At 68.7% G+C, this 23,490-nt stretch carries 21 protein-coding genes; 8 read left to right on the forward strand and 13 right to left on the reverse strand.

The window, feature by feature from the left end; all coding sequences use genetic code 11:
• Positions 1-445 precede the first annotated feature (445 nt).
• The 7 genes from leuS to GTY58_RS28710 all read left to right on the forward strand — a co-directional run bounded on the left by leuS (position 446) and on the right by GTY58_RS28710 (position 10,076).
• Positions 446-3,334 (forward strand): leucine--tRNA ligase, encoded by a 2,889-nt coding sequence (leuS, locus tag GTY58_RS28680; RefSeq protein ID WP_010986890.1) that lies wholly within the window; start codon positions 446-448, stop codon positions 3,332-3,334.
• A gap of 142 nt (positions 3,335-3,476) precedes the next feature.
• Positions 3,477-4,211 carry a hypothetical protein gene (locus GTY58_RS28685; protein ID WP_171033159.1) on the forward strand — a complete coding sequence of 245 codons (735 nt, stop codon included), beginning with the start codon at positions 3,477-3,479 and terminating at the stop codon, positions 4,209-4,211.
• Between the two features lie 72 nt (positions 4,212-4,283).
• Positions 4,284-5,129 carry a DegV family protein gene (locus GTY58_RS28690; RefSeq protein ID WP_010986892.1) on the forward strand — a complete coding sequence of 282 codons (846 nt, stop codon included), beginning with the start codon at positions 4,284-4,286 and terminating at the stop codon, positions 5,127-5,129.
• A 189-nt stretch (positions 5,130-5,318) separates the two neighbouring features.
• Complete coding sequence (locus GTY58_RS28695; protein ID WP_010986893.1) at positions 5,319-6,482, forward strand: ComEA family DNA-binding protein; 1,164 nt, start codon at positions 5,319-5,321, stop codon at positions 6,480-6,482.
• Between the two features lie 107 nt (positions 6,483-6,589).
• Positions 6,590-9,001 (forward strand): ComEC/Rec2 family competence protein, encoded by a 2,412-nt coding sequence (locus tag GTY58_RS28700; protein ID WP_078234522.1) that lies wholly within the window; start codon positions 6,590-6,592, stop codon positions 8,999-9,001.
• 60 nt (positions 9,002-9,061) lie between these two features.
• Entirely contained in the window at positions 9,062-9,340 is a 279-nt protein-coding gene (locus tag GTY58_RS28705; protein ID WP_010986895.1) for a hypothetical protein, read from the forward strand.
• A gap of 406 nt (positions 9,341-9,746) precedes the next feature.
• The gene (locus GTY58_RS28710) at positions 9,747-10,076 is read left to right on the forward strand and encodes a hypothetical protein (protein ID WP_010986896.1); all 330 of its coding nucleotides are present in this window, start codon (positions 9,747-9,749) and stop codon (positions 10,074-10,076) included.
• Positions 10,077-10,148: 72 nt separating this feature from the next.
• Here the strand turns inward: GTY58_RS28710 and GTY58_RS28715 are convergent, their stop codons facing one another.
• Both GTY58_RS28715 and GTY58_RS28720 read right to left on the reverse strand, forming a co-directional pair.
• Complete coding sequence (locus tag GTY58_RS28715; protein WP_010986897.1) at positions 10,149-10,469, reverse strand: hypothetical protein; 321 nt, start codon at positions 10,467-10,469, stop codon at positions 10,149-10,151.
• Between the two features lie 115 nt (positions 10,470-10,584).
• Positions 10,585-10,938 carry a hypothetical protein gene (locus tag GTY58_RS28720; protein WP_010986898.1) on the reverse strand — a complete coding sequence of 118 codons (354 nt, stop codon included), beginning with the start codon at positions 10,936-10,938 and terminating at the stop codon, positions 10,585-10,587.
• A gap of 72 nt (positions 10,939-11,010) precedes the next feature.
• Between GTY58_RS28720 and GTY58_RS28725 the strand changes: the two genes are divergently transcribed.
• Positions 11,011-11,838 carry a GntR family transcriptional regulator gene (locus GTY58_RS28725; RefSeq protein WP_237528900.1) on the forward strand — a complete coding sequence of 276 codons (828 nt, stop codon included), beginning with the start codon at positions 11,011-11,013 and terminating at the stop codon, positions 11,836-11,838.
• A 185-nt stretch (positions 11,839-12,023) separates the two neighbouring features.
• On the opposite strand, the gene GTY58_RS28730 is transcribed toward GTY58_RS28725, so the two are convergent.
• From GTY58_RS28730 to GTY58_RS28775, 11 genes are all read right to left on the reverse strand, one after another.
• Complete coding sequence (locus GTY58_RS28730; protein ID WP_010986900.1) at positions 12,024-12,797, reverse strand: peptidoglycan-binding protein; 774 nt, start codon at positions 12,795-12,797, stop codon at positions 12,024-12,026.
• Between the two features lie 76 nt (positions 12,798-12,873).
• Positions 12,874-13,185 (reverse strand): hypothetical protein, encoded by a 312-nt coding sequence (locus GTY58_RS28735; RefSeq protein ID WP_010986901.1) that lies wholly within the window; start codon positions 13,183-13,185, stop codon positions 12,874-12,876.
• Positions 13,186-13,199: 14 nt separating this feature from the next.
• The gene (locus GTY58_RS28740; RefSeq protein WP_010986902.1) at positions 13,200-13,424 is read right to left on the reverse strand and encodes a hypothetical protein; all 225 of its coding nucleotides are present in this window, start codon (positions 13,422-13,424) and stop codon (positions 13,200-13,202) included.
• Position 13,425: 1 nt separating this feature from the next.
• A complete protein-coding gene (locus GTY58_RS28745; RefSeq protein ID WP_010986903.1) occupies positions 13,426-13,773 on the reverse strand; it encodes a hypothetical protein in 348 nt (115 codons plus the stop codon).
• Between the two features lie 90 nt (positions 13,774-13,863).
• Positions 13,864-14,811 carry a hypothetical protein gene (locus GTY58_RS28750; RefSeq protein ID WP_010986904.1) on the reverse strand — a complete coding sequence of 316 codons (948 nt, stop codon included), beginning with the start codon at positions 14,809-14,811 and terminating at the stop codon, positions 13,864-13,866.
• Between the two features lie 103 nt (positions 14,812-14,914).
• The gene (locus tag GTY58_RS28755) at positions 14,915-15,103 is read right to left on the reverse strand and encodes a hypothetical protein (RefSeq protein ID WP_037645372.1); all 189 of its coding nucleotides are present in this window, start codon (positions 15,101-15,103) and stop codon (positions 14,915-14,917) included.
• Between the two features lie 32 nt (positions 15,104-15,135).
• Positions 15,136-16,824: a hypothetical protein gene (locus tag GTY58_RS39840; RefSeq protein WP_010986906.1), complete on the reverse strand. Its 1,689-nt coding sequence runs from the start codon at positions 16,822-16,824 to the stop codon at positions 15,136-15,138.
• Positions 16,825-16,853: 29 nt separating this feature from the next.
• Positions 16,854-17,882 carry a hypothetical protein gene (locus tag GTY58_RS28760; protein ID WP_010986907.1) on the reverse strand — a complete coding sequence of 343 codons (1,029 nt, stop codon included), beginning with the start codon at positions 17,880-17,882 and terminating at the stop codon, positions 16,854-16,856.
• Positions 17,883-17,895: 13 nt separating this feature from the next.
• A complete protein-coding gene (locus GTY58_RS28765) occupies positions 17,896-19,080 on the reverse strand; it encodes a siphovirus ReqiPepy6 Gp37-like family protein (RefSeq protein WP_037645375.1) in 1,185 nt (394 codons plus the stop codon).
• A gap of 9 nt (positions 19,081-19,089) precedes the next feature.
• A complete protein-coding gene (locus tag GTY58_RS28770) occupies positions 19,090-20,025 on the reverse strand; it encodes a phage tail domain-containing protein (protein WP_010986909.1) in 936 nt (311 codons plus the stop codon).
• Positions 20,026-20,046: 21 nt separating this feature from the next.
• Positions 20,047-23,475 (reverse strand): hypothetical protein, encoded by a 3,429-nt coding sequence (locus tag GTY58_RS28775; RefSeq protein ID WP_010986910.1) that lies wholly within the window; start codon positions 23,473-23,475, stop codon positions 20,047-20,049.
• Positions 23,476-23,490: the final 15 nt, after the last annotated feature.

The following is a 23,490-nucleotide window of genomic DNA, read 5'->3' on the forward strand; positions in this document are numbered from 1 at the left end:
AAGCGGTCCCGCTGCCGCACTCTAAGTGGCTGCAAACCGAGCGGTACGAGGTTTGAGTTATTGCGTTGTTATCAAAGGGCAATGTGATGCTTGCGATGTCCCTTAGCGACCGTTACGCGGAGTAATATTTGAATCTCGTTCAACTTTTCTGGATCTTCACAACTCGCGCTCGGCGTCGGGCGCAACGAGTGATACGTCCGGAGCAGGCTCTCCGTTCGGCGTCACCGGTGTGAAACGTGTCGCCGTGGAAGCCCGTCGCGGCGTGCTCGGGCCCTGCGGTACCCTGACGCCATGCGTGCCGTACGCCTTCTGCTTAGCGAGCCGCGCTGATCAGCCCAGACCACTGACGATTCGTGGTCGGAATCGGCGCGGCGTCCCCTCCTGTGCGAGGGGTTTTTTCATTTCCAGGCCGCTGGCAGAGACGATCGATGGAGCTTTGAGGATCATGAGCGAGACGAACCCCGCTGCCGCCTCCGAGGTGGCCGCGCCGCACCGCTACACGGCCGCCGTGGCCGCGGAGATCGAGGCACGCTGGCAGGACTTCTGGGACGCCGAGGGTACGTACGAGGCGCCCAACCCGACCGGTGACCTGGCCGGGGGTCCCGCGCTGGTCGCCAAGCCCAAGAAGTTCGTCATGGACATGTTCCCGTACCCCTCCGGTGCGGGACTGCACGTCGGTCACCCCCTGGGCTACATCGCCACCGATGTATTCGCCCGGTTCCAGCGCATGACCGGCCACAACGTCCTGCACACCCTGGGCTTCGACGCCTTCGGCCTGCCCGCCGAGCAGTACGCCGTGCAGACGGGCACGCACCCGCGCGTGTCCACCGAGGCCAACATCGAGAACATGAAGGTCCAGCTGCGCCGGCTGGGCCTGGGCCACGACAAGCGCCGGTCGTTCGCCACGATCGACCCGGACTACTACAAGTGGACCCAGTGGATCTTCCTGCAGATCTTCAACTCCTGGTACGACGAGGAGGCGAACAAGGCCCGCCCGATCGCCGAACTGGTCGCCCAGTTCGAGTCCGGCGAGCGCGCCGTCCCGCGCGCTGACGGTGCCACGCGCGCGTGGCGGGAGCTGACCGCCGCCGAGCGCGCCGACGTCCTGGGCGAGTACCGCCTGGCGTACGCCTCCGAGGCGCCGGTCAACTGGAGCCCCGGACTGGGCACCGTACTGGCCAACGAGGAGGTCACCGCCGACGGCCGTTCCGAGCGCGGCAACTTCCCCGTCTTCAAGGCCAAGCTGCGCCAGTGGAACATGCGCATCACCGCCTACGCCGACCGGCTGCTGGACGACCTGGACGCGCTGGACTGGCCCGAGGCCATCAAGCTGCAGCAGCGCAACTGGATCGGCCGCTCCGAGGGTGCCCGCGTCGACTTCCCGATCGACGGCGAAGCCGTCACGGTCTTCACCACCCGCCCGGACACCCTGTTCGGCGCCACCTACATGGTGCTGGCGCCCGAGCACCCGCTGGTCGAGAAGTTCACCCCGGCCGCCTGGCCCGAGGGCACCCACGACGTGTGGACCGGCGGCCACGCCACGCCGGCCGAGGCCGTTGCCGCCTACCGTGCCCAGGCCGCCTCGAAGTCCGACGTCGAGCGCCAGGCCGAGGCCAAGGACAAGACCGGCGTCTTCACGGGCGCGTACGCGACCAACCCGGTCAGCGGCGAGCAGGTCCCGGTCTTCATCGCCGACTACGTACTGATGGGCTACGGCACCGGCGCGATCATGGCCGTCCCGGCGCACGACACGCGTGACTTCGCGTTCGCGCGCGCCTTCGAGCTGTCGATGCGCTGTGTCGTCGAGCCTTCCGACGACCGCGGAACGGACCCCAGCACGTGGGACGACGCGTTCGCCTCGTACGACGCGAAGATCGTCAACTCGTCGAGCGGTGAGATCTCCCTGGACGGCCTGGGTGTCGTCGAGGCCAAGGCACGCATCACCGAGTGGCTGGAGCGCAAGGGCCTCGGCGAGGGCACCGTCAACTTCCGGCTGCGCGACTGGCTGTTCAGCCGCCAGCGCTACTGGGGCGAGCCCTTCCCGATCGTCTACGACGAGGACGGCATCGCCCACGCCCTGCCCGAGTCGATGCTGCCCCTGGAGCTGCCGGAGGTCGAGGACTACTCGCCGCGCACTTTCGACCCGGACGACGCCAACACGTCTCCGGAGACCCCGCTGTCCCGCAACGAGGACTGGGTCAACGTCACCCTGGACCTGGGTGACGGCCGTGGTCCCCAGAAGTACCGTCGCGAGACCAACACCATGCCCAACTGGGCGGGCTCCTGCTGGTACGAGCTGCGCTACCTGGATCCGCACAACGACCAGAAGCTGGTCGACCCCGCCATCGAGCAGTACTGGATGGGCCCGCGCGAGGGGCAGCCGACCGGTGGCGTCGACCTGTATGTCGGCGGCGCCGAGCACGCCGTGCTGCACCTGCTGTACGCGCGCTTCTGGTCGAAGGTCCTGTTCGACCTGGGGCACATCTCGTCGGCCGAGCCGTTCCACAAGCTGTTCAACCAGGGCATGATCCAGGCCTACGTCTACCGCGACAGCCGTGGCATCGCGGTGCCGGCCGCCGAGGTGGAGGAGCGCGACGGCGCGTACTACTACCAGGGCGAGAAGGTCTCCCGACTGCTGGGCAAGATGGGCAAGTCCCTGAAGAACGCGGTCACTCCGGACGAGATCTGCGCCGAGTACGGGGCGGACACCCTGCGCCTGTACGAGATGGCGATGGGTCCCCTGGACGTGTCGCGGCCGTGGGACACGCGCGCGGTGGTGGGCCAGTTCCGGCTGCTGCAGCGGCTGTGGCGCAACGTCGTCGACGAGGCCACCGGCGAGGTCACGGTCGTCGACGCCGAGCCGGACGAGGAGACGCTGCGTGCTCTGCACAAGGCGATCGACGGCGTCCGCCAGGACCTGGAGGGCATGCGGTTCAACACCGCCATCGCCAAGGTCACCGAGCTGAACAACCAGCTGACCAAGGCCGGTGGGCCGGTGCCGCGCACCGTCGCCGAGTCCCTGGTCCTGCTGGTCGCGCCGCTGGCCCCGCACATCGCCGAGGAACTGTGGCGCAAGCTGGGCCACAATGACTCGGTCGTCCACCAGGACTTCCCGGTCGCCGACCCGGCGTACGTCGTGGACGAGGCCGTGACCTGCGTCGTGCAGATCAAGGGCAAGGTCAAGGCACGCCTGGAGGTCTCGCCCGCCATCTCCGAGGAGGAGCTGGAGAAGGTGGCGCTGGCCGACGAGAAGGTCGTGGCGGCACTGGGCGGCGCGGGCATCCGCAAGGTGATCGTGCGGGCGCCGAAGCTGGTGAACATCGTCACCGCCTGATCAGGGCGTCGTCTCGGCGGAGGTGTCGGGGTAGTCCCTTACGGGCAGGTTCAGGGTTCTTCTGGAACTCCGGGCCTGCCCGTTGCGTTTACCGTTGAAGAGCGACGCGGCAACTGCCGCGGCCGACCGGAGGAGGAGCGTGGTGGAAGCCGTGATCGCAGTCGTCGCCCTTCTCTTCCTGCTCTTCGTGGCGCTGGGCGCCTACGTCACGGTGAAGGCGGTCGGCGCGGCCAAGCGCGGCGTGGACCGTACGCTTTCGCAGGCCCGCCGCACGGTCGAGGACACCACTCTGCGGGCCAGGACCTTTGCCCAGCCCGGCCCCGTGGGCGAGCTGGCCCAGCTCCGACTGAAGCTGCGCACCTCGATGCGTGCGACGCAGGACGCGCTGCACGCGGGCGTGGCCGAGGACGAGTCCCTGAAGGAGTCGCTCGCCCTCTTCGACCGACTCAGCGCACACGGGCACGAACTGGACGGCGAACTCAGGCGCCTGGAGACCGAACCCGACCGCACGAAGCTCGCTCAGCGGCTGCCCGGTCTGCGCGAGCGCACGGAGCAGATCATCCACTCCGCGGACTCCCTGCGCTGGGCCGCACGCGACCGGGCCCGCCGGTTCGCGGACGACGACCTCGCCTCGCTGAGTGCCCAGATCGACATGGAGGCGGGTGCCCTGCGGCACTGGACGACCGAGCGGACCACCCCGGCGTCCACCTGGCCCGAGGCACCGGCGCCCGAGGACGCGACCTCCGGCGGACAAGCCTGGCCCGAGACGCCCGAGTCCGGTACGGCGGAGGAGCAGACCCGGTCAGCCATCACCCCGCCGGGCCGACGGCCCACGTATCCCTGGCAGAAGAAGCCTCGTCCCGAAAGCACGACTTGATCTCCCCAGCGTCACCGCCGGGGGGAGGGGCCGGGCTGCCGTCCGCACGTTCCGGCAGGTAACCTCCAGCTCATGTCCCGCCATGTCGCGATCGTCACCGATTCAACGGCCTACCTGCTGCCACGGACGATGGAGCGCCATGGCATCACCGCGGTGCCGTTGACCGTGGTGCTGGGCGACCAGGCGCTCGAAGAGGGTACCGAGATCTCGGCCCGCTCCCTGGCCCAGGCCCTCCAGAAGCGACGGCCCGTCACCACGTCCCGGCCCAGTCCCCAGCTCTTCGCCGAGACTTATCGCAAGGCCGCGGAGGCCGGCGCGACCGAAATCGTGTCCCTCCACCTCTCTTCCGAGATCTCGGGCACCTACGACGCGGCGGTCCAGGCCGCGCGCGAGGCGCCCGTGCCCGTGCGCGTGGTCGACACCGGGATGGTCGCGATGGCCCTCGGTTTCTGCGCGCTGGCGGCAGCCGAGACCGTCGGGGCGGGCGGCACGGTCGACGAGGCGGTCACGGCCGCGGAGAAGCGGGCCGCGGGCACCTCCACGTACTTCTACGTCGACAACCTGGACTATCTGCGCCGGGGTGGCCGGATCGGAGCCGCGCAGGCGCTGCTGGGCTCGGCGCTCGCCGTCAAGCCGCTGCTCCAGCTGGACGACGGACGCATCGAACTCCTGGAGAAGGTACGGACGGCGTCCAAGGCGATCGCCCGCCTCGAGGAGATCATCGCCGAGCGTGCGGGCAGTGCGCAGGTCGACATCGCCGTCCACCATCTCGCCGCTCCCGAACGTGCGTCGGCCCTCGCGGATCGGCTGCGGGCGCGGGTGCCGGGGGTGGCGGATCTGCATGTGAGCGAGGTCGGTGCGGTGATCGGCGCCCATACCGGGCCGGGTTTGCTGGGGGCGGTCGTCTCGCCTCGGTGAGGAGAGGTGGGGCGGGCGGGGCGTCGCGCGTGGCAGGCGAGGTGTGGCCCGTGAGGTGTGGCGAGGCTGCCGGTGACGGTGTGCCATATGTGGCTCGTGTGGGTGATGGAGTTATCCACAACTGGGCAGTAATCCCCGGGAATTGAGCATGATCATCGCGAGGATGGCGAGGTGCCGGATCCTCGTCGCATGGCACTTCGATCACGTTCACGCACAGCGAGTCCCACCAGCGGACCAGGCCGCGGGCCGGTCTCCGACGGCCGTACGCGCCATCGCCACCACCCGCGAAACCGGGCCGGCCGTCGCCATGCGTCGGCCGAGGTACTCCGCCTGCGAGCGGAGGCCCTCTTCGCGGAAGAAGGCGGCCCGCGACCGGAGTGGGGGAACGGACCACCGGAAGCGGACCGGGATGTCGGGGGACCGTCGGCAGGCACGGCCTTGGGCTTCGGCGTCGCTCGGGTGCGCGAAGGGCGAGGCCCGGACGCTGGTGGCGTCGCTGAGGATGAGGCTGCTTGCTCGGGCGTCACTGTAGGCGAGGCCGGTGGCTCGGGCGTCGACGCGGGCGGGGTGGTGGGGGCCGCCTGGCGGGAGCGGGTCGGGCTCGCCGTGCGGGAGCGGATGCCGTTGTGGTTGCAGTCGAGGTGTGGGCTGGAGCGGCGGAGCGTGGCCGCGCTGACCGTGCTGCTCGTCGTCGCGGCCGTCTTCGCCGCACAGCACTTCTGGTCCGGACGGACCCAGGAGGTCAGGGCACCCGAGGTCGTGCGAGCGGCGGCTCCTTTCGGTGGAGAAGGAGAAGGGGGCGGCCGGGAGGCGAAGCCCGGGGACCCGGCTGGAGCTCGTGCTACCGGCGATGGCACCAGCTCCGGAACCGCATCGGGAACGGGAAACGGAACTGCGGCTGGTGCCGGGGCAGTGATCGTCGTGGACGTCAGCGGCAAGGTCCGTAACCCCGGTATTCAGCGGCTCCCCGCCGGGTCCCGGGTCGCGGACGCCCTGCGGGCGGCGGGCGGGGTGCGTCCCGGCACGAACATGCAGGGACTCAATCGCGCGCGACTTCTCGCGGACGGCGAACAGGTGGTGGTCGGCGGCCCGGCACCCGCGCCGGACCCCGGAACGGCCGCAACAGCCACCGGCGGCTCAGGGGCGGGCACCACCCCCTCGACCCCCGTGTCCCTCAACACGGCGACCGCCGACCAGCTCGACACATTGCCGGGAGTCGGCCCGGTCCTTGCCCAGCACATCATCGACTACCGCACCCAGCACGGCGGCTTCCGCTCGGTCGACGAGCTCCGCGAGGTCAACGGTATCGGCGACCGCCGCTTCGCGGACCTGCAGAATCTCGTGCGGCCATGAGGACGACGCAGGAGCGGGGTCCCGCCGAGCCGGGGGCATCGCAGGCGCCCGCGCCCGGTGCTTCCCGACCCGCGGGCCCCCTCGCCACCATCCTCGGCAGCCGACCGGTGCACGTCGCCTCCGGCAGCAGAGCGGGGAACTCGCATCCCAAGCAGGATGGGCCGACGGACCTGCGGTTGGTGCCGCCCGCGCTGGCAGCCTGGGCGACGGCCGCGCTGGCGCTGGATGCGTCGGCCGGGTGGGTCACGGGCGTGGTGCTGCTCTGTGTGGCGGTCGCTGGTGGGTTGCTCGCCGCCCGGCGCACGGGTGCACAAGGCGCCCCGGCCGGCGGCCTGAGAAGGCCATCGGGTGAGCGGGACCGCTGGGGATCGTGGCCGAAGGCATCCGTTGCCGCCGTGTTGCTGTGTGTCGCCGCGGCCGCCGCCTCGGCCGGGCTGCACGGCGCGGATCTGCGGCGCGGACCCGTACCGGCGCTCGCGCGTCAGTACGCCGAGGTGACCGCGGAGGTCGAGGTCACCTCCGATCCGCGGCTCACCCGGCCCCGGATCAAGGGGGACCACACGGCGCCGACGGCCGTCCTGTTGGACGCGGAGGTGCGGCGGCTGACGAAGGCGGACGGGACGGTGGTGGCGACCCGTACGCCGGTGCTGGTGATCGTCGACGCGCACTCGCGGACGCTGGCCGGGCCGAGGGGAGCACCGGCCTTCTCCGGGGGAGGGGCGCGGACCGCGGTCGAGAGCCGGCGCTCACCCTGGCTGTCGTTGCTGCCGTCGACACGACTGCGCGTGTTCGCGCGGCTCGCGCCACCGCTGGCCGCTGGGGACCGGGTCGCGGCCGTGCTGCGGGTGCGGGGCGGGGCACCGCCCGAGGTGACCGGGGAGCCGTCCGGGGCACAGCGGCTCGCGGGGCGGCTGCGCGCGGGGCTCCGGGAGGCAACCGACGGGCTCGACCCGGATCCGCGGGCGCTGCTGCCGGGGCTCGTCGTCGGGGACACCTCGCGGGTGACGTCCGAGCTGGACGAGGCCTTCAAGGAAACCGATCTGGCGCACTTGCTCGCGGTCAGCGGAGGTAACTTCACGATCCTGCTCGCGCTGTTCATCGGGCCTGCCGGACTTGCCCAGCGGGTCGAGCGGCGCGGGCTGGCCCCCTGGCTGGGCATCCCGCTGCGGGGGACGGCGCTGTTCGGCGGCGTGCTCACCCTCGGCTTCGTCGTCGTGTGCCGCCCGGACCCGAGTGTGCTGCGGGCCGCGGCGTGCGGGACGATCGCGCTGCTGGCCATTGCCACGGGGCGTCGCAGATCGCTGATTCCGGCACTGTCCACGGCGGTGTTGCTGCTGGTGCTGTACGACCCGTGGCTGGCCCGTAGTTACGGCTTCCTGCTGTCCGTGCTGGCGACCGGCGCCCTGCTCACCGTCGCCCCGCGCTGGAGCGCCGCGCTCCAGCGGCGCCGGGTGCCGCCACGGCTGGCGGAGGCGCTGGCCGCCGCGGGCGCCGCACAGGCCCTGTGCGCGCCGGTTGTCGCGGTGCTGTCGGCCCGGGTGAGTCTGGTGGCGGTGCCGTGCAATCTGCTCGCCGAGTTCGCGGTGGCGCCGGCCACGGTGCTGGGTTTCGCGGCCCTGGCGGTCGCTCCGGTGGCGATGCCCGTCGCCAAGGGGCTCGTCTGGTGCGCGAGTTGGCCCGTCGGCTGGATCGCGGACATCGCCCGTACCGGGGCCGCGCTGCCCGGCGGAGGTGTGGACTGGCCGGGCAGTTGGACGGGGGCGTTGCTGCTCACCCTGGTCACGGCGGCTGTGGTGCTTGTCGGGCGGCGGCTGGTGAGACATCCCTGGCCGGCCGGTCTGTGCGTCGGCCTGTTTCTGCTCGTGGTGGTGCAGCCGCCGCCGCTGACCAGGGTGATCACGGGGTGGCCGCCACCCGGCTGGCGGTTCGCGATGTGCGACGTGGGGCAGGGCGACGCGACGGTACTCGCGGCGGGCGACGGCACCGGGGTGGTGGTGGACGCGGGACCCGACCCGGCACTGGTCGACCGGTGTCTGAGCGCGCTCGGGGTCGACAGGATCCCGCTCGTCGTACTGACCCACTTCCACGCGGACCATGTGGCGGGGCTGCCGGGTGTGCTGCGCGGACGTTCGGTGGGTGCCATCGAGACGACCGGTTTCGAGGAGCCGCCGGACCAGGTGGAGTTCGTACGCGCCCACGCGGCCGCCCGGCACATTCCGTTGACGCGGGCCGCGGCGGGCGAGCGGCGCCGCGCCGGAGCGCTCGACTGGCAGGTGCTGTGGCCACCGTCGGATCGGGCCCCGGCGCCGGACGGCCCGAACGACGCGAGTGTCACCCTGCTCGTGCGGTCGGCCGGGTTGAGCCTGTTGCTGCTGGGCGACCTCGAACCTCCGGCCCAGCAGGCGCTGTTGAGATCGCCGGCCGCGGCGGGCCTGGGTTCCGTGGACGTCCTCAAGGTCGCCCACCACACTTTCCTTGTAGGACATTTACTTGAGAGTTTTCGGCGTCAACTCCGATGATCCCCGGCGGCTCGCTGGTGCTGCGGATCAGACTGGTCGTCCAACGACGAGGGAGGGCCCGTGGGCGTCAGGAAGATCCTCACGATCAAGCTGGAGATCGAGGTCAACGAGAAGGTGACCCGGTACAGCCGCCTGGAGAACACGTACGGGGAGGTGGTCATCGCTGCCATGGAAGCGGCTCGCGCCCACATGCCGACCGACAGCATCGAGCAGATCACCTCTCACGCGCGATGGGAGTACCGCCACTGGGACCCGAAGTCGATCACCTATGCCAAGGGCGAGATCCCGGAGATCGAGGACCTGACGGACGACGAGATCGAGTGGCTGGCCGAGGACTGATCCTCCGGAGGCCCCGGTCACCTCTCGGAGACCGGGGCTCTCTTCACGCCTCGGGCGCCTGACGGTCCGGACGGAATGAGGGTTTGCGAATCAGGGTATCGGGAGGCGCTGTACGCCATCTGAATATGCCCGGATATCCCTCGGATCCCTGAGGACAGATCGAGCCCCTCAGTGCTCTTCCTCTAGCGTTCGTCGTATGTCTTCAACGAATCCCTCGGGCACTCCTCCATTCCCTTCGGAGCCCCCGGGGAGGCCAGGTTTACGAAGGGTGCTGTCAGCCCGGAAGAGGGTCGTCGCACTCGCTCTGTGTGTCGTCGCCGCTGGCGCTGTAGGGGGTGTCATCGCAGCTCAGTCGGATGGAGGGGGCGCCACAGCTTCCGCCTCGGATGACGGCAAGGCCGACGTCGTGGACTCGCCGGACGAATCTCTTCAGGCATGCGCGGATAGTTGGAACGACGGCAACGCGAACAAGGAGAGCGTCGCCTCGATTTCCACCGCCGCACAGGCCGAAAACCCGACTGCCTATGTGCATGTCGGGTTCAGTTCGGTATTCCCGGACAAGTGCATGATCACGGTCGCTAACCCGTCCACGATGTACGCCCAGCAGTACCTTCAAGGGGGCGGAGGCGAATGGTCTCTGGCCCCCGCCTGGACCGGGTCGGTCAACGACCTCGACGGCTCGACCCTCCCGTGGAACGCGCGCATGGCCCAGGACGGCACGATCATCGTCCTGTGACAGAGGCCCCGATCGCCCTCACCTCAAGAGCGACCGGGGCCTCCTCTCGACCTCCCAGGGCCGGGGGAGCCGCTAGGGCATGACCCCGTGAGGGAGTGTGGGGGTGGGCGCGTGCTGGCCCACGAGAACGTCCAGCGCGTGGAGAAAGGCGGTGTGGGTCCCGGCCGCCTGGGCGGCCTCGATCACCTCACCGAGGAACTCGTACGCCTGCTCGTCGGTCAGGTCGCTCAGCCACGGGAAGGCGCTGCTGTGCAGGCGACGGGGCTCCGCGAGCAGGTCGTCCCATGCGAAGTGGGGAGGGTTCCACAGCAGGGTCACGCCGTGCTCTTCGCAGTAGGCCCCCGTCTCGTCCTCGAACGGGAACTCATGGTCGCCATGGATGCACTTCGTCATCGTGCCTCCCTCATGGCCCGGCGCAGAGCGGCTCCCTCGGCGCAGCCCTGCAAGCAGTTCGGGCACTTCAAGACGTGGTCATAGAGGGCCTTGTACGCCCTCAGGTACTCATCGGTCATTGCTCCGTCCCCTGCGTCTTAGAGGTGAGCTGAGCCCACAGTCCCTGCCCGTCGGTGTTCACGCCGGAGAGGGCCGAGAGGCCGCTGATGATGCGGAAGCCGGGGCCGTAGCTCTGGAGGGCGCTCATCTCGACTGAGCCGGCCGCCGTCATCCGTGCGCGAGAGCCCGCCGTGGAGAGGGTCATCTCCACCACGGGGCTTCCCGTGGACAGGACCGAGACGAAAAGCTCGTTGGCCACCTGGGGCGCGTCCGGGTGCTCCAGGCGACAGGCCACCCATCGACGGACCGAGTCGGCTTCTACCGGATGCGCCTTGAACTCCCGGCGCCACGTATGTCCTGATTCGGGCATGCTTGTCCCTCAGCTCCGTGGCTTTCTGTGTATCACATACTCGCTTTCTGTTGCACAGATTGGCGGGCGGGGTTGGCGCTGGTCAAGCTGAACGGTGCAATATGTGTGCAACAGATTGCGGCGATCACTCGAAACGGTGGTGTGGCAGTGGAAAGGCCCGGGTACCTGCGGATCGCCGCTGAGCTGCGGAAGCGCATCTCGTCAGGGGAGTTCGGAATCGGGGATCAGATCCCGACCCTCCCGGCTCTCGCGGAGGAGTACGGGGTCTTGGAGACGACGGTCCGCAACGCCCTTGCGCTGCTCCGGAATGAGGGCCTGATCGAGACACGGGCCCGCGCTGGGACCCGAGTTCGCGAGCGGCCTCCGATCCACCGGCTGACCGCCGACCGCTACCGCAACAAGGCCGGGGTCCCCTCCACGCCGTTCACCCGGGACCAGGGCATCGGCTGGAGTGAGTACCGGCTCGACAAGAAGTACGAGCAGGTAGAGGCCACGATGGAGCTGGCGGCCCTCTTCGAATGCGAGGTGGGAGAGCCGCTGTTGGCCCGCCACTTCGTCTTCCACGACAACGACCAGCCCACCCAGATGAGCGTCTCGTACCTGCGCTGGAGCGACGTGGAGGGATCTCCGGTCGCCGACCCCATCCACGAGCCGTGGCCGGGAGGGACTCAGGCCCAGTTGGCCTCTATCGGCATCCGGGTCACTGAGATCACTGAGTCCTTCACCTGCGGGATGCCGACCGACCACGAGTCCAAGACGCTCAAGATCGGCTCCGGCGTACCGGTGCTGCGGTACACGCGGCGCCACATCGCCGAGGACGGCCGGATCGTGGAGGTGGCCCACCCGATCGTGAGGCGGGGCGACACGACCGTGGTGGACTTCGTCATAAAGCTCGACTGACCCTGAACGCACGAAAGCGCCCCACTCTCCCGGGAAGGAGAGTGGGGCGCTTGTGTGTAGGCTGGTCGTCGCACGGCAAGGCGTGACTGGACACCGCATGACGGGGCCAGGCGAGGCAGGACTTGGGAGGGACGTACGAGCCCTCAGAGGACCCACTCCTTCGGGACTGGGTCCTCATCCATGTGTCAGCCCTTCGGAACGTGCAGAGCTTCCCAGGTCGTCTTGCCCGGGGGCCACTTGGCGGCCGAGCCGGTGAAGCCCTGGAGCCGCTGCCACGCCTCGTAGGAGGCGACGTCGCCGGAGCCGATGGTGTCCTTGTTCGCCGAGGACTTGTACCGGTTGCAGCCGACCGCCACGAGGCGGTCGTGCATGCGGGCCACGACGGGGCTCTTAAGGCCCTTGGAGAACCAGGCGGCCCCGGGGAAGGGCTCGTACTGCTGCGCCGGCTCAGTGCCCGTGGGGCGGGGAGCGCCCTTCTTCACCCAGGCGTAGAGCGGGCCGCCAGGGCAGGAGGTCGCGTACCCGTCACGGTGGCCGAGGATCTCGTCCCCGGCGCCGTGCTGGCGGAGCAGCTCGATGCCGTCGCGTATCGCGGAGAGCATCTCGTCCGTGGGTTCGGTCAGGCCCTCGCTGCCCACCAGGCCCACGATGGCGTAGTGCGCGACGTTCAGCGGCTGGTTGCCATTGGCCCCTGTCCGCTTGCCGATGCCCCGGCCCTCCAAGAGGAACCCGTGGGGGCATGCCGCGTAGTTGTACGCCACGTCGGAGTAGTTCTCGCGGACGTTGGCCAGGTGGCTCTTCCGGATCGCCTGCCACTCGGCCAGGCACCTGGCGTGGTCCTTGAGCAGGTCGACCGAGACGGCCGTCCCCTCGTAGTGGACCTTCACGCCCTTGGTGGAGGTTTGGGTCGGAGCGGCCGAGGCGGGCCATCCGAGCTGGCGTCGTGTCACGAGCTTCATAGCGGCTCCTCAGGGGTCTGGCGGGCATGAAGAAGCCCTCCGGGCCAATGGCCGGGAGGGCGGGGGAGGAGAGGTCTCAGGAGCGCTTCTCGGGGTGCTCTCGCAGGTACCAGAGGTATGAGAAGAAGCGGACCAGGAGGAGAACGTCGATCGCGGTAAGGAACCCGATCGAGATGGCGCTGTCCCACCAGGTCTCGCCGGGTCGGGCACCGCGGATTCCCAGGAGCATGAGGGAACGCGCGTACAGCAGGCCGACGATGATGACCCACCAGGACGCGTTGATCTCGGTGACCCGGAAGAACCGCCGGGGGCGGTGCAGGACCAGGAAGCCGACCGATGCGGCGAGTCCGATCCCCAGGAGGACGTACAGGGTCAGGGTGTAGAGCACGGGGTCCTCCTCGTTCAGGCGTCGCGGTGGAGACGGCCGAGGACGATGCCCTCGATGAAGTCGCTGTAGGCGTTCGCCCTGTTGTGGGCCTTGAGCTGCTCCGTCACCCGGCGGCTCTCGTTCAGCCGGGCCTGGGCCTCAGGCATCCCGGCCTGGGCATCCTTGAGGGACTTCTCGGCGGCCCTCTTCGCGGTCTCCGACTCGGGAGACACCTGGTTCCGACGGGCGAAGGGCCACATCTCAGGCGCTCCCGGGGGCTGTTTGCGGCCGGTGGCCGAACTCTTCGAGGAGCCGGACCATGGCCTGGCCCTGCTCGTTGGCGACGTCGGCACTGGCCTGAGCGGCGGCGAGCTGCTGCCGCGTGAGCTGGTGGGCTTCGCGCTCCTTCTCGAAGGCGTCACGCCAGGCGTCCTTATCCGTCAGGAGGTTGGACATCACGTACTTCGGGACGATGACGCCGATGATCAGGAGGACGACGATCAGGCCGACGACGCCGTACTGGGCGAACTGCCCGAGCAGCTTGCCTATGTCGGGCCCGCCGCCTGCCTCCTGGGCTACGGCCAGGGCCCTGATCAGCTCAGGTACCACGGGGTCTCCTTGCGGGGTCTGCGCAGGAAGATCCGGCGCGGGTCAGGACATGCGAAAGCCCCGGCCGGGGGACCGGGGCTTCATGGCGGATCAGCGGGCGGCGGACACGTTCTCGTCACCACCACCATCGGGGAACTGGTGCCAAAGGGCTTCTTCGGCTTCGGTGAGCACCCGCTCTCCGTTCGCCTCGACAAGCGGCACCCGACTGTCCATGCCAGCGGACGTCAACTCCTCAGGGGTCCTCAGGTCGAGTTCGCAGATGGGGCAAAAGAACCTCCTGGGGAACGCCTCGCCAGGCTTCCCGCTCGTGATCAGGACCGGAGGGCCGGTGAGCAGCGCTCCGAGGTTGCCACAGGCCGGGCACTTGTGTGGAAGGAGCACGGTTCGGCTATTAGGCCAGGTCATAGCCACATTGATCGAGCGCTCCTTCAGGAGCGCCTCCATGGCGGTCTGGGGAAGGGCCTGGGCCCGCTGGGCCACTCGATAGCGCGCCTGTTCGACGAGCCTGCTGAAGTGACGGGCGGCCTTCTCCCCAGCCTCACTCAAGGTCAGCTCCACCAGGCCATAGTGAGGCCCCCAGTAGTGCTCTGGGCCGGATCTGCCCCAGGCCGTCAGCAACGTTGTGCTCGTTCCCACGAACTTGGCCAGGGCGTCGAAAGACCCATCATGCGCAGCCGTGAGATGAGCGACACCGTTCCGTAGCTCGATCAGTTCGTCCAGCTCAGTGTCCTTGGTCTGCGGGAGAACGCCGAGACGCTTGAGTCGGGCGATGGCCGTCGCCGCTCCGATGGTGCGGATCTTCTTTCCCTGCTCCAGGCCAGCGATCTGGAAGAGGGCGTCTTCGTTCCCGTTCCCCTTCGTCTCCAGTAGGAGGAAGGGACTCTTCTGTGCCAGCACCGCCTTGGCGAGTCGCTCGATGCTGACGCCCGCGTGCAGGAGGAAGACCTGTTCGTCGTCCTTCGAAAGAGCGTCCAACGCAGACTGCGCGAACTGTCTGGCACCCGGGAACAGCTCGCCGAAGATCCTGTTGACATCCACACAGGGACGGTAACCGCCCCTGTAGTACAGGGCGATGGAATTTAAAAAGACCCGGCCCCAGGGCGAACCACACCCAGGAACTCCCGGGGCCGGGGGCTTGTGGTCAGTCGTTGTGGGAGTGGCCGCCGTCCTCGCCGTGCGAGTGGCTGTGGCCCTGCTCCTCCGCCGGGGCGAGCTGGGCCCGCAGGGAGGCGTTCTCGGTTTCCAGGGCGCTCACGTGGCGGCGGGTGAGGTGCAGCTCCAGGACGGTGTCCCGGTACTCCTCTACGAGCTGCTCAGGGGTCATCTGCATGGTGTTCTCCAAGGGGTGTGGTTCAGCCCGGATCAGGCCGGGGCGATGGTGGTGACGGTGCCGGACGATCCCCGGTACTTCAGGGCTCCGGCCTCGACGTACAGGACGCCGCCGCTGGTGGGGTTGGCTGTGGGGACCGTCGTGGCGTTGGCGATTCCCAGCACGCCGACGCCCGCGCCCACCGAGGTGGTATTGATCAGGAGGTTGGTACCGACCGAGAACGCGGTGTCCGTCTTCAGCCGTCCGGCTGCCGATCGGTACAGGTTCGCGTCACGCGTGGCCGTGCCGTCGCCCCACTCGGTCTTTCCGTCAGCGAACACGACGAGGCGCCTGTTGGCGTCGCCGATGACGTTCGCCTGGTACGCCCGGTCGGTGGTGGCCGTCATGACGGCGTCGAAACCGGCCGCTGCGCCCGGGGAGGACGACGGCTGAGCAGAGAAGCCCTGCACCGCGTTGGTGCCCCACACCAAGGCGAGACGCGCCCCCTTCGCGGCGGGCGATCCGGTGGTGATCTGACCGTCCGCGCGCTGGACGAACAGGGCGGTTCCGAGCTGAGATCCGTCGTCGGCATAGCGCAGGAGCTGGAAGTTCGTGCCTGCGTTGCCAGTGGACTCGGTGTCCGTGTTGGCCCGGAAGCCCCAGCGGCGGCCGGAGTTCTGCATATCCGAGGAGATGGACAGCAGGACGTCCTTGTTCACCGTGTTGTTGCCGCCGATCCGCAGCGCGGTGTTCTGCCCTGCGTAGTCGCCGCTGGTGATGTTCTGGGCTCGGATGGAGAAGTCCGCCAGGTTGGTGCGAATGTTTGTCCACGCGATGCCGATGGTCGTGGTGTCGACCGCGTTGCTCAGCTTCGACTGGTCGATGAAGGGGATCTCCAGGCGCCCCTGGAGCGCACCGGTAGCGTCGGCGACCTCCAGCTCCCAGTGCCCGTGGACCGATCCGTGGTCGTTGGCCTCGTAGTGCGCGCCCTGCCAAACCACCGGCTTCCACGAGACGCCCGTGGAGAGCGGGTCGCGGGTGGTGGCGTCGTACCCACCCTTCTTGTTCGAGGTCTGCACCGGGATGTAGAACGCCTGCATCGTCTTGGCGTCCGAGCGCATCATGAAGTGCCGGATGTTCTCGCCGAAGCTGCCGACGTTGGCGCGCTGGTACGAGTAGAGGTTGAGCCGGCCGGTGGAGTCCGTGCCGGTGCCGTCGTCGTCCCCGCCGATGTACGAGGAGCCGATGATCAGGCCAGCATTCTCGGAGCGGCCCGCAATGCCCTTGGGCAGACTCGCGTAGCTCGGGCTGCCGCTGCCCAGATTGACCGTGGCCGGGCCGGTGGTGTTTACGACGCCGCCCACGGTGAGGTCGGATCCCGTGCCCGAGAGAACGACCGGACCGGTGAAGGTGTCACCAGCGAGGTTCGCTTTGTTCGTCTGGAGGTCGTCGATGGCGTTGCCCAGGTCTGTCGCCTGCATCAGGGCCCGCCCCCCGGAGAAGCCGAAGTCCAGGTAGATGGTCGTGACGCCGTCCGGCCCGTAGAAGCCGATCACGGAGTACGAGTCGGACGTCACGGTGGTGATCGGCGTGCCGCTCAGGTCGGTCAGGTCAGTGATCTGGGTACCGCCGGAACGGGCGTCCCAGGCAGTTCCGACCGAGCCGGGCTGAAGGACCAGCGAGGTCCCGGACTGGGACACGGTGACATCGGCCGGGGAGAGGCCGAACAAATGACGGGCCATGGCCCCTCCTTGATTCTGTGAGTCGGGGGTCAGGCCGCTTCGAAGGTGCCGGTGATCGTGAGGATGTCGCCGTTCTGGATGTTGAAGGGCGAGTTGGTCAGGATGTTCCGGCTGTTGATCCCGCCGCTGGTGCCGGAGATGCCCTCGGAGAGCGGCACCCGGATACGCGCGATCTTGTTGTTGGCCTCGGTCGGGAACGTCATGCCGGTACCGACGAAGGAGAGGCCGCCGTTGGCAGTGGCCTGGCTGAAGGCGACGTTGAACAGATCGCGGGTGGAGCCCTGGAGTGTGAAGGGCAGCGTCACGCGGATGGGGTCGTCGTACGCCGGAGGGTTGCCGGTGGGTTGGAGCTGGATCTTGACCCAGTAGAGGTTGCCCGAGATCCGCTTGTACCGGCCGATGTTCGTGCTGCCCGAGCCCCAGCTGATCGCGGTCCCACCGGCGTCCCACACGGGCGTGTAGGTGCTTGCGGCAGGGTCCTCGGCGGTGCCGAGGTACTTCCAGCTCGTCCCGTCGCCCAGGTACACGTCCGAGCCGTTGTCGACGTGGAGCTGCCCACGGACCGGGGGACGGCGGTACGCGGCGCTGCCGACGACCGGGGGGCGCCCTACGAACCAGCGGACGTCCGTGACTCCCGCCGGAGGCACGACAGACGCTCCAGCAGCCACGGTGACCCGCGCGAGGGGGATCTCCCAGGTGCCGTTGAGGGTCTGCGTCAGGGACGGGAAGCTCGTGCCGCCCGTCTTGTACTGCACCGTGGTGGCGTCGGCCGATGGGTCCCGGCGCAGGACAATCAGGTCGTTACGGGCCGAGCCGCCACCGGAGTTGGTCGGGACGCTGACGTTGAGCGCGGCGGTGTTGGCGTAGTACGTGCCCTGCACCACGGCCTCTCCGGCCCCCAACGAGACGGTGGAGGCGTTCGAGGCAGTGACCTTCAGGTCCGTGCCGTTCTCGCTGGTGGCGAAGACACCGTCCACCTGGAACATCCGGAAGTAGCTGGACCACTGGTCCTCGGTGGTGATCTGCGAGGAGCCGAACGGGAAGGACGACTGAGTCACCGAGACCTCCAGGTCATGAGGGCTTCCTGGTTTCCAGGCGCCGGAGCTTGTTGAAGATGCGGGCGATGTACTGGAACTGCCGGGCCAGGACGTCCTGGTTGTTCGTGGAGTCCGAGGAGCCGATGACGGCCTTAGCGAGGTATCCGCCCTGCGCGTCGAAGCTGATGCTGACCTCGCGGACCACGTCGGCGAAGAAGTCGCCCTTGACCTGGCACGAGACCTGGTCGCCCACCGTGTAGTCGCGCCCGAACTGGAGGCGCGGGGTGTCTATGGGCGTCATGGTCAAGTTGCCCTGGGCCGCGCCGGAGGTCAGGGCCTCGTTGGCGGCCTGGTTCATCTGGGCCGTGAGGTCCACGGATGCGGTGTCGACGCTCGTCAGGTCGACGAACTGCTCGATCCACGGGCCGGGGAAGGCCGCGTCCGCCCGGGTCGTCACGGAGACCACGCGGGGGCTGCTGCCGCCTCCCGCCACCACGACGGCCTTGGTGCAGGTCGGGGCGGTCACGGAGTACGAGGCGTCCGTTAGGTTGCCCAGGCCGAAGGAGAACTTGGCGGAGGCCGAGAGGTCCGCCGGCTCATAGACCTGGAACTGGAGGTTGCTGCCGACCTGGACGATCCGGAAGCCCAGGCCCGCCGTCTTGGCGATGTCCTGGAGGGCCGTCAGCAAGTTGTCGAACTGGTTGACCTGCTTGGTGATGCTCGCCCCGTGGGCGCCGTCAGCGGCCAGCGTCAGGTTCGAGATCTTCCGGGCCGCCTGGGCTCCCGGCCCGATGTTCAGGTTCACCAGGGCCCGCATGGCCGTCTCGGCCACGACCCCCGAGATCTTGTACACCGAGTCCGTCTGGGAGCCCGGAGCAGCCGTCGGGTTGGGCCAGCAGGTCGCCCCGGCCAGGAGGGTCATGTCGTCGACCCCGTTGACCGTCAGGGTGCCGCTGCCGCCGTCGTTGTCGGAGCGGGTCCAGTTCGGCTCCCGGATGGGGCCGGACATCAGCACGTCGGCACCGCGACGGATCACCAGGCCGTTGCCCGGGACGAGCAGATGGGCCTTGGGGGAATCCGCGGCGATGTTCAGGACGTACGCCCCGACCGCGTTGAAGCGCGGCGTGATGGTCAGCGCGGTGAAGTCGTCGACCACCCCGACGATGTCCAGGCTGTCGTCCCGGACTTGGACGGTGACACGGGGCTGGTCGAAGGCCATCTCCACCCCCTACGCGGTCAGGAAGCGCGGCTGGTAGTCGAGCTGGACCGTGGTGTTGCTGTCCGTACCGACGAGGGTCAGCGAGACGTCGTTCTCGCCGGGCTCCAGGCCCCACAGGTCTGAGTCGGTGGCTAGGTTGGGCCACCAGTTCTGGCTGGAGTTCAGGACGGCCGTCTGGACGCGTTCACGGGTGTCGACGACCAGGACGTCCGAGGAGCCGAGAGAGGCCGTCACAGAGAAGTTCAGGCCCGTTGTGTTGTTCGTGATGACCGCTGACGTGGCTGGGCCGTGGATCGTCCAGACCGGGAAGCTCGTGGCGTCCCCCGGGTTGTCGATCGTGGTGTTGCCGAGGACCTGGGAGTCCCGGACCTTCACCGGCAGGACCGGAAAGAAGCTCCCGGTGGCCCCGGCCGCGTACTCCTGGTGGACGGCCGCCCCGAGCCAGTACGGGCTGGGGCAGGAGAAGGTCAGGCCGACGGTCTGCCAGTGGAGACCGGAGGTGTCCTGCCCGAAGTCGCCTTCCGCGCCGGAGACGTAGTACGCCTCGATGCTGCGGAAGGAGCCGTCCGACTCGGTCAGGGTCAGCGTGCCCAGCCCCAGGGAGGGATTGAGGGTACGGAAAAAGGACCGCTTGCGGGCCATGAAGCCGGAGCGGTCGACGTCGAAGAAGGCCAGTGGGAGGAAGACCTCTCGGGCCTGGGCTCGAAGCCCTCGCAGGGCGTTGCCGTCGATGCCCGGCGAGGCGTCGGTGTAGAAGTCGTACCCGGGCAAGTCCAGGCCCCGGATACCGGGCTGGAGGACCCAGCCGCTCTCCCAGTCGGACAGGAGCGTCGTGCGCCCCCTGGCGTCCGTCCAGGAGAGGCTGGGCACCTCCAACGGCTGTACCGGTGGCGGGTTGATGCCGCCCGGGAGAACGATCCCGGAGGGGCGTACGAAGATCGGCATGCGTGCCCCTCCGGGATCTGATCAGGCGACGAGCGGGCTGTACAGCGCGTGGCTGTCTCGAAGGGCGTCCATGACGGTCTGCCGGGTCGGCTTGTCCGTCGTGTGGGCGTTGAAGATGACCGTCCTGCCCTGCTCGGCTCGCTGTGCCGGCTCAGTTGCCACGCCGCGCTGGACGGCCGTGGCCATCCGGTTCGAGCTGGAGACGATGGCCGCGTGAGTCGCGTCCATGCCCATGACCAGGCCCTGGCCGACGTGCTCGCCGATCTCGGCCATGACCCTGGACGGGGACTTGATCTTCAGGGCCTTCTTGATGGCCGCCTGGATCTTCTTGGCCAGGTCGGACATCGAGTTTTCGATGGCCTTCTGCTGGGCCTTGAGCCCGGTCAGGAAGCCCTTGCCCGCCTGGCTGCCCGCGTCGTACATGATGTCCGCTGCGGAGTTGCCGTACGACGAGCTGACCTTGGCGATCTGGGACTGGGCGCTGTTCAGCGCCTTGAGCTGATCCGGAGTCGCCTTCACCAGAGCAGCGGCGTAGGCCGCTCCGCCATCCGGGCCAGCCGCGATGATCTGACCGATCAGGTCCTTGGACAGGCCCATCTTGGCGAGCTTGGCGACGTTGCCCGAGAAGGTCTTGAGCTGGCCCAGGCGAACCTTCAGGCCCGAGAGGATGCCTCCGGCGTCGAAGGTGTTCCCGCCGTTCGGCAGGGAGGTCATCGACGCGAAAGACAGCCCTGCGGCCTTCTGGTCCTTGGCCATCTGCTGGCCCGCCGCGAGGGACGACGCCACCTTGTCCCGCTTGGCAGCGAGGTCCAGCAGCTTCTTGGTCTGCTGGTTGAGCGTCGCCACGAGGCGGTTGTCCGTGGACCCGCTGAAGGTTGCCCAGATCGACTTGGCCAGGGACGCCGACGTCGACTTGATCTGATCCCGGGACCCGGTGAGTCCCTTGATCAGGCCAGCACCGATCTCCTTCGCCAGCGCCTGCATTTTCTTCGAGGGGCTGGCGATCTGGAGTTCGGTACGGACGCCTGCTTCAACGGCAGCCGCCATGACCCGGGCAGCGTCGTTGACCTTCGACATGCCGTTCGTCATGCCGCTCGCGAGGCCGTTGGCGACCTCCGAGCCCGCGAGACCGCCGGATGCCAGTCGGCTGATGCCAAGGGACCCCTGGTTGACCGCGTTCAGGAACGCCATGCCGTACTTGGCGACGCTCTTCGCGCGGATCACGTACTCGCCGTTGGAGAGCATCGCCGGAATCGAGTCGGACGTACCAGTGCCCGGACCGCGCACTAGGCCGCTGGGATTCCCACCGGCCGCCAGCTTGATCGGCCCTCCACGCGCACGGAACTTGGGCGCGTTCTGTGCCTCGACCTTCTCGTAGACGGTCTTGACGTAGGTCGTCGCCGTCTTGCCGTCCAGGCTGTCGAGCTGGCCCCGGGCAGAGCGGATCTTGGCTTCCAGGTCCTTGATGGTCGCCTTCAGCGCGGACTGCTTCGACGGTGGCACCGTGGCCAGCTTCCGCTTCGCCTCGGCGAGCTGATCCGACCAGTTGTTGATGTTCAGCTTCAGCTTGCCCGCAGCCAGCTTCGGAGCGGTCGACGCAGCGAAGTGGCTGGCCTTGGACTCCGCGGTGGTCAGGCCCTCGATGTAGGAGTCCTTGAAATCTCCGAACGCCTTGTCGGCGGCCTTCAGCTTCCCGCCGATGCCCGGCACCCATCCGAACGCCAACGCGGCACCGTGCGCTACCCCGCTCAGCGCGCTCAGGATGCCGCCCGAGACGAGCGTGAACGCATGGATGATCGTCGGTGCTGCGGTGATTGCCGCGCTCGTCATGTCGATCACGGCGTTGCCGAACTGGCGGGCGCCTTCGAGGATGCCGATCTTGTTCGCGGCGATGGCCTGGTTCAGGCGCTGCAACGGGCCGACCGCCCCGTTGACGGAATCACCGACCGGTGCGAACGCGCTGAAGATCGCAAGGCCCGTGTCCCGCAGGGTTGGGCCGATAATCGCAGCGATGTCGCGGACCGACTTGAGTCCGAAGGTGATGTCCTTGAAGACGGGCCGCAGCAGCACCATCGCGCCGCGTATGGCGTCCATCGCACCCGTGACGATCGACCCGGACAGTGCGAACTGTTCACCGAAGACGGGGCCGAGGTCGCGGGCCACCTCGCCGGACAGCCGGCCGAGGCCGCCGAGCACGTCGTCGATCGCAGAGAACAGGCCGTCCAGCATCTTCGCCGCACCGGGGATCCCGGCCCTCAAGCCGCTGAACATGCTGGGCAGTCCCTTGCTCAGCAGGCCGCCGATGCCGTCGCTGAACGCACGCAGGGTCGGACCGCTAGCGGCGCCGAAGTCGAGCAGACTGCGGGTGAAGGGGCCGAGCGAGGATGTCATCTCGCGGACGAACTGCGAGCCGAGCTTCAGGTTGGCCTGCAAGTCGTCCTGGAAACCGGAGTCCTTCAGCATCCGGCCGACGCCCTCGGCAGCATCTCCGAAGGCCTCGCCCATCTCGGTCATGTGCTTGCCGAGGATCTTGACCACCGGCCCGGCATCCTTCACCGCCCGGGTGAAGCCGGGAAGCATGGCCTTCTGGACCTCGCGCCCGATCGGCGCGAACTCCTTCTTCAGTCCCACGACGGCCTTGGTGAAGGCGCGCTGCGCGGGGCTGAGCTTCTTGAGGGCCTCCTCGTACTTCTTCTGGTCCTTGCCCGCCTGCTCCAGCGCGTCGCCGACCCCGGCGAACCCGAGCTTGAGGGTGCCTGCGGCGAGCCCCGCCCCGGCCATCATCGGAACCAGGGCACCGAGAGCGGGGAGCGCGGACAGGGCGGCGGCCACGCCCACGCCCTTCAGGGCCCCCATGAGGCCCCCGGCCCCACTGGCCGAGCTGAGGGACTCGGTGGCCCGTGAAGCGGCTCCAGAGGCGTCGTCGGCAGCCCGGCGGAAGTCGAGCAGATTGCTCCGTGCCTCGTCCGTCCGGAGGTTGACCGTGACGGTTTGCGTTCGCGCCCGGGTGAGGAGCGCGAGATCGTCGGCCGCCACACGGGTGTCCGCGTCGGCGTTGATGGAGACCGTGCGGGGCCGCGTCAGGTAGTTCAGATCGGCCTGTACGGCCCGGTAGGCGCCCCGGTCGATGACGGGGCGGATGGTGACGTCCAGCGTCCCCTGGAGGCCGCGCAGCTCGGTGGAGAGCCCGGCCTTCATGGCCTGGCCGTACCGCTTGCCGATCTGGTGGCCCTTGGAGGCGGCAGACGCCTCGGCCGTGTCCAGTGAGCGACGGAGAGCGTTGTCGATGCCCGAGAAGTCGAGCGCCTGGGTCATCGACCGGGACAGGGTGCGTCCCAGCTTCTGGCCCAGGCGCTCCATGGCGGGCGTCAGTGCGGCATCGGCCTGAGCGGCGAAGCCCGAGGTTTCGGGGACGATGCTCACTTCGACACGGCCGACGGTGGTGGTCATCGCCCCTCCGATTCA

Source organism: Streptomyces sp. SID5469 (genome assembly GCF_009862865.1).
GTDB lineage: Bacteria > Actinomycetota > Actinomycetes > Streptomycetales > Streptomycetaceae > Streptomyces > Streptomyces avermitilis.

What these genes read in the sequence shown, in the direction of transcription:
- GTY58_RS28715 (WP_010986897.1), bottom strand. Translation starts at nt 10,469, where the DNA reads ATGACGAAGTGCATCCATGGCGACCATGAGTTCCCGTTCGAGGACGAG.
- GTY58_RS28730 (WP_010986900.1), bottom strand. Translation starts at nt 12,797, where the DNA reads ATGAAGCTCGTGACACGACGCCAGCTCGGATGGCCCGCCTCGGCCGCT.
- GTY58_RS28690 (WP_010986892.1), top strand. Translation starts at nt 4,284, where the DNA reads ATGTCCCGCCATGTCGCGATCGTCACCGATTCAACGGCCTACCTGCTG.
- GTY58_RS28720 (WP_010986898.1), bottom strand. Translation starts at nt 10,938, where the DNA reads ATGCCCGAATCAGGACATACGTGGCGCCGGGAGTTCAAGGCGCATCCG.
- GTY58_RS39840 (WP_010986906.1), bottom strand. Translation starts at nt 16,824, where the DNA reads ATGGCCCGTCATTTGTTCGGCCTCTCCCCGGCCGATGTCACCGTGTCC.
- GTY58_RS28695 (WP_010986893.1), top strand. Translation starts at nt 5,319, where the DNA reads ATGGCACTTCGATCACGTTCACGCACAGCGAGTCCCACCAGCGGACCA.
- GTY58_RS28775 (WP_010986910.1), bottom strand. Translation starts at nt 23,475, where the DNA reads ATGACCACCACCGTCGGCCGTGTCGAAGTGAGCATCGTCCCCGAAACC.
- GTY58_RS28765 (WP_037645375.1), bottom strand. Translation starts at nt 19,080, where the DNA reads ATGGCCTTCGACCAGCCCCGTGTCACCGTCCAAGTCCGGGACGACAGC.
- leuS (WP_010986890.1), top strand. Translation starts at nt 446, where the DNA reads ATGAGCGAGACGAACCCCGCTGCCGCCTCCGAGGTGGCCGCGCCGCAC.
- GTY58_RS28770 (WP_010986909.1), bottom strand. Translation starts at nt 20,025, where the DNA reads ATGCCGATCTTCGTACGCCCCTCCGGGATCGTTCTCCCGGGCGGCATC.
- GTY58_RS28755 (WP_037645372.1), bottom strand. Translation starts at nt 15,103, where the DNA reads ATGCAGATGACCCCTGAGCAGCTCGTAGAGGAGTACCGGGACACCGTC.
- GTY58_RS28740 (WP_010986902.1), bottom strand. Translation starts at nt 13,424, where the DNA reads ATGTGGCCCTTCGCCCGTCGGAACCAGGTGTCTCCCGAGTCGGAGACC.